Below are 5,291 nucleotides of genomic sequence, written 5' to 3'. Positions count from 1 at the left end.
CCCAAGAGTAGACCGAGCATGCCGAGAATGAACGTCCATTTCAGCACACCTAACCCGAATAGTAGAGTCGTGCGAGTTTTAGGATGTTTTTGGAAAAATGATTGCTTTTGAGATGAATCTTCTGACATTATGAACCTCCTACTTCTAATAAGCGCGCGTATTGACGAGGTGCGGCAGATCTATTATAGCATATGGGGACTGACGATCCTATCCTGCGCTGCGTTGACGCGCTCTTCTTATTGTGTTATAACTTAACTAATTTATTTACAGCGAAATGCTTGGAAGGACGACAGTGGTACTGCCGAACGATTATTCTATAGGGAATATTCGTCGGATGAACGCTGACAGTAGACTGCGGTAACCGTTTCAGAGAGTCGGCGGAGGTGCGAGCCGATACGAGCCCGAGAAGTCGAAATACCGTCTGGAGCAGAAGAGGGGAAAGCGGTGCATGCCGTCATTATCCGCTATCCGGGACCATCCCGTTAACAGGCTTAAGTGAGAGCGCTCGATATGCTTCGTCTACTTGACAGTAAGTATCTTGCCACAGCATTCGATAGCAGCGCTTTAATTAGGGTGGTACCGCGGGTGAATTCCTTCTCGTCCCTTTTTTGGGGACAGGAAGGTTTTTTTTGTCCCGGGGTCCCCGCAAAGTAATCGGAATATGCTTCGAGGGCCCCGCGTCACTTTGTGGGGTTATTTTGCGTTTAGCACACACATACAAGAGAGGAGTCGAATCAGAATGGAGAAGCTAAGTAAACTATCGATCGAACAGCTGCAGGAAGTGGAGCGCCAAATGGAAATTATTAGCAGGGGCGTCGTTGAGATCATACCGGAGGATGAGCTTAGGCATAAAGTGGAGAAGTCGGTGTTGGAGGTCAGACCGCTCAAGATTAAGCTCGGTCTCGATCCAAGCGCGCCAGATATTCATGTGGGGCATACGGTCGTGCTGCACAAGCTGCGGCAATTTCAGGAGCTCGGTCATGAGGTTCAGTTGATCATCGGGGATTTCACAGGTCGAATCGGCGATCCTACCGGGAAGTCGGAGACGCGCAAGCAACTGAGTGAGGACGATGTGATGCGGAATGCCAAAACTTATCAGGAGCAAATCTTCAAGATATTGAATCCTGCGCAGACKACGGTCTACTTCAATTCCGAGTGGCTGAATCTGCTGCACTTCAATGAGGTCATCCGGCTGGCGGCATGTGTCACCGTAGCGCGAATGTTAGAACGTGACGATTTTACGAAACGTTACACAACCGGACTTCCGATCAGCATTCATGAGTTTTTTTACCCGCTCATGCAGGGTTATGACTCCGTCGCGTTAAAGAGTGACATCGAATTGGGTGGCACCGATCAGAAATTCAACCTACTGATGGGGCGCACGCTGCAAAAAGAATACGGGGTACCCACACAAGCAGCCATTACGCTGCCCTTACTGGAAGGGCTGGATGGTGTGCAGAAGATGAGCAAGAGTCTGGGCAATTACATTGGCATCAGCGAGTCGCCGAACGATATATATGGGAAGACGATGTCGGTGCCTGATGAGCTGATGCTCAAGTATTATGAGTTGGCTACCGATATATCGGCCGCCAAGCTGGACGAATTACGAAATGGCTTAGCTTCTGGAGAAGTTCACCCTCGAGACGCGAAGATGCAGCTCGGGCATACATTCGTCAGAATGTACCACGGGGTTCAAGCGGCAGACGAGGCTGAACGGCACTTCGTGACCGTCTTCCAGCAGCGTGCTCTTCCGGACGATATGGAGACGATGTCCGTATCGGCTGATCTGCTTGATAGTGAAGGTCGAGTTCGGATCGTTCCTCTCCTAGTGAGCTTGGGGTTGCAGTCCTCAAACGCAGAGGCGAAACGTAGCGTGATGCAAGGGGCTGTGAAGATTAACGAGGCGAAGCTGGACGACCCGCTGGGCACAGTCCGGATAGCAGATGGAGATGTGATTCAAGTAGGAAAAAGGAAATTCGTCAAAGTAGCGCTATCAGCAAAATAGAGTGAGCATGCAGGCACAAAAAAACGTCCGGACGATGTGTCCGGACGTTTGATATTAACGGCTGTAAAACTCAACGATTTGTTTCTCGTCGATTTCTTGAGGCATTTCGGAACGATCTGGAAGGCGGACAAACTTGCCTTCCATAGCAGCTTCGTTGAATTCAACGTAGGCTGGCAGGAAGTTACGGTTTGCCAAAGCTTCTTTGATAGTAGACAAGCCGCGGCTTCTTTCACGAAGACCGATTACGTCACCTGTGTTAACCAAGTAGGAGGCGATGTCCACTTTCTTACCGTTAACAGTCACGTGACCATGCGATACGAGCTGGCGAGCGCCTGCACGGGAGTTGGACAGTCCGAAGCGATAAACGAGGTTATCCAGACGGCTTTCCAACAGTGCCATGAAGTTTTCACCGGCAATACCTTTCAGCTTGGAAGCTTTGTTGAACAAGTTGCGGAATTGCTTCTCACCTAGGCCATACATGTGGCGAAGCTTTTGCTTCTCTTGCAATTGAATACCGTAACCGCTCATTTTCTTACGTTGTCCTGGACCATGTTGTCCTGGAGGAAATGCGCGTTTCAATTCTTTACCGGAACCGCTCAAGGAAATGCCCAGACGGCGGCTTAATTTAAATTTAGGACCTGTATAGCGTGCCATGTATTCGTGACTCCTTCAACATTTTAATGTATTGGTTGGTTTGGAGAACAAGATTATCCCGGGTGCCTAACTTTGTTTACAGAATTCAAAATTTCGTTCCGAATTCATCTGCCAGGAATGTTCAGCCGCAGTCCTGTCAGCAACAAAATTAGTAAGGGTGACACCAAAATATGATCGAAGATGATCTGATTCCACTCGACTATTAATTCTATAAGATAAAGGGTAGCAGTGTCAAGTAAACCAAGTAAAAATCGTGATGCCGATTTTGAGAATCGCAGTACATGGCGGTTTGTGGAGCATTTTGACGAATAATATATGCTGACAAGGATGGTTTGTTATGTGTACTATTATAGTATTGAATGATTACTAGAAGGAGCTTGTCATGGGAGAAGAACGAATACCAACGCAGGCGATACATAATCCTACAGATACATTCCCTGGAAACGGAATATTCGCAGTTGGGACGGATCGCCAATCTCGGGATCACAATTCCTATACGACCCAATTGACTGAAGCTTTTCATAGTCTTATCGATGAACTGACATCGGACCACATCGAATTCGACATAACGATTGCCATGCTGGGACCCGAGGGAACGCCTTGGGCGACAAGGCAATTGAAGGGGAACATGAGCAGGCAAGATGACTCGCTCACTCATTCAGAATCAGTAGCTTACGAGACACAAGCTATACGACTTGAGCCGTTGAATATGACGGTAACGCTATCGATGGCTTCCGAGCAAACTGGGAGTGAGGTTGTGTTCATGTTACGCTCGCTCTGCATCGCGCTTACTGCCCGCTTTCAGATGGAGAGGGAGGAAGCCGATAACAGATGGCTGATGGAAACGTTAAGTCGTGCCAAGAGGGCCTCTGAGCGGCAAGGTACTTTATTTCATCTAAGCAGACAACTCCACGAACTTAATGATGTGAATGCGATATTGACAGAATGGATGACTTGTCTTGACATCCTCTACCCCGGACTCCCCAAACAACTGTACGTATCCCAAGATCATCTATGCCCTGATTTCCCTGTTAAACCGCTTACTTTACATGATTGCGATCATTTATGCTCCAGATCGTTCATGGATGGCTGCATCGTGTTGGAGGAAGAATATTCCAATCCGAGTGCGGATGTTCGTGCAGTGGCAATTCCTCTCCAAGGTAAGCAAGGTGTATATGGTGTACTCCACATGGAATCTGTGTCTCGATCGTGTATTGCTGAGGAATTGGATTTCATTGCGCATTTGACTGACGCTGCTGGTACGGCGTTTGAGAACGCACAGCTGTTCGGCCAGACGGTGCGGCTTGTTCAAGAGTTGCAGCTGATTAATGAGATTACGCAACGATTGAACCAAAGCAGCTTGAAGCTGCAAGACATTTTTCAATACGCAGTCGACGAACTGACACATATATTTCAAGCCGAATTTGCATGTATAGTTGAGCTGGACAAAGTTCGAAGTGAGCTGGTCGTTCAAGCCAGTCATCCGGAATCTTTCATGCACGAGCGGGTTTCCTTGGATTACGGATTCGCGGGACTTGTCGTTAAGAAGAAGGAACCTGTCATTTTATCTGACTACCGGGGAGATTGCCCGATCGATTCTGTCTGGATGGATGCAACGGAAGCCCGGTCGCTGCTTGCCTCCCCTATTCTGGATCACGATGAATCAATCGGGGCCATCTTAATCGCACACCGCACTCCGAGTTACTTTTCCTACAATAATTACAAGCTGCTACAAGTTCTCTCAGGCCACATTGGGCTGGCAATTACGAATGCTAGCCTTCATGCGGAAGTGCGCAGAATGGTTGCGACCGACCATCTGACCGGTTTGTTCGCCCGCCATTATTTAGATGAGCATATCGCGGCGTTTCAGAAGAAAGACGCTTGCGGTTCACTCGTCCTCTTGGACATCGACAATTTTAAGAAAGTTAACGATTCCCATGGGCATCAGATTGGGGATGATGTACTCATCCAAGTTAGTCGAATTATTAAATCTTGCATCCGTGATGGAGATATAGCCGCCCGATGGGGAGGAGAGGAGCTGGCGGTATACTTTCCGAAGCTCAATCGTGATCAAGCGATTCACGTCGCCGAACGGATCTGCAATAAAGTAAGGATGGAAACTACACCGATGGTGACGGTATCGTGTGGTGTGTCAGACTGGACTTGGAACGATGCCAAGTTAAGCGTAGAAACACTGTTCTACCGAGCGGATATGGCCCTCTACAAGGCGAAGAGCTCGGGCAAAAATCAGATTCGTCTTGGTTAAGCTTGCATAACCTCCCCCTCATGGGAAACGATAACGCTATGCGTAGTAGTTGACAATCGTAGGGGGAGAACTGAATGGAACGATCGATTCCAACCATAATGCGTTATATACGTCGATACCAACTGATCGGGGGCCGGGCTTATTTGCTCTCGGGTCTTTGTTTGTCGTTATGTTTATCTGCTGGTTGCGGGATGAACTATATGGACCCTGACAAGATATTCGACAATGCCGTATCGGGCTTATCCGGTAAGGACAATTTCGCGTTTACAGGGAAGACGCAGCTATCGTTGAATGGGATACTGACCCAGCAAGGAATCGCCTTCAAGGGCACGGTGACGGGGCATAATCAGCTGATTATGCAAGTGG

Annotated in this window: 3 protein-coding genes, 1 pseudogene and 1 other annotated feature; of the genes and pseudogenes, 3 read left to right on the top strand and 1 reads right to left on the bottom strand. The window is 48.4% G+C overall.

Features of this window, described 5'->3' with window-relative positions; genetic code table 11:
• Positions 1 to 334 precede the first annotated feature (334 nt).
• Positions 335 to 608: a binding site (T-box leader), on the top strand.
• A gap of 131 nt (positions 609 to 739) precedes the next feature.
• Positions 740 to 2,005: a tyrosine--tRNA ligase gene (gene tyrS, locus AC1DWB_RS30900; protein ID WP_477544932.1), complete on the top strand. Its 1,266-nt coding sequence runs from the start codon at positions 740 to 742 to the stop codon at positions 2,003 to 2,005.
• Between the two features lie 54 nt (positions 2,006 to 2,059).
• Here tyrS and rpsD read toward each other — a convergent pair whose 3' ends face one another.
• Positions 2,060 to 2,659, bottom strand: coding sequence for a 30S ribosomal protein S4 (rpsD, locus tag AC1DWB_RS30895; protein WP_477544931.1), 600 nt, complete (start codon positions 2,657 to 2,659; stop codon positions 2,060 to 2,062).
• 382 nt (positions 2,660 to 3,041) lie between these two features.
• Between rpsD and AC1DWB_RS30890 the strand changes: the two genes are divergently transcribed.
• Together AC1DWB_RS30890 and AC1DWB_RS30885 are read left to right on the top strand one after the other, a co-directional pair.
• The gene (locus tag AC1DWB_RS30890; protein ID WP_477544930.1) at positions 3,042 to 4,925 is read left to right on the top strand and encodes a diguanylate cyclase domain-containing protein; all 1,884 of its coding nucleotides are present in this window, start codon (positions 3,042 to 3,044) and stop codon (positions 4,923 to 4,925) included.
• Positions 4,926 to 4,999: 74 nt separating this feature from the next.
• Positions 5,000 to 5,291, top strand: a pseudogene (locus tag AC1DWB_RS30885) (hypothetical protein); the annotation flags it as partial.

Source organism: Paenibacillus sp. P4_E11 (genome assembly GCF_056401635.1).
Note: the sequence above shows the minus strand (reverse complement) of the source record. Positions and strands in the feature narration are given on the sequence as shown.

Coding starts and splice junctions, on each gene's coding strand:
- rpsD (WP_477544931.1), bottom strand. CDS start 2,659: ATGGCACGCTATACAGGTCCTAAATTTAAATTAAGCCGCCGTCTGGGC.
- AC1DWB_RS30890 (WP_477544930.1), top strand. CDS start 3,042: ATGGGAGAAGAACGAATACCAACGCAGGCGATACATAATCCTACAGAT.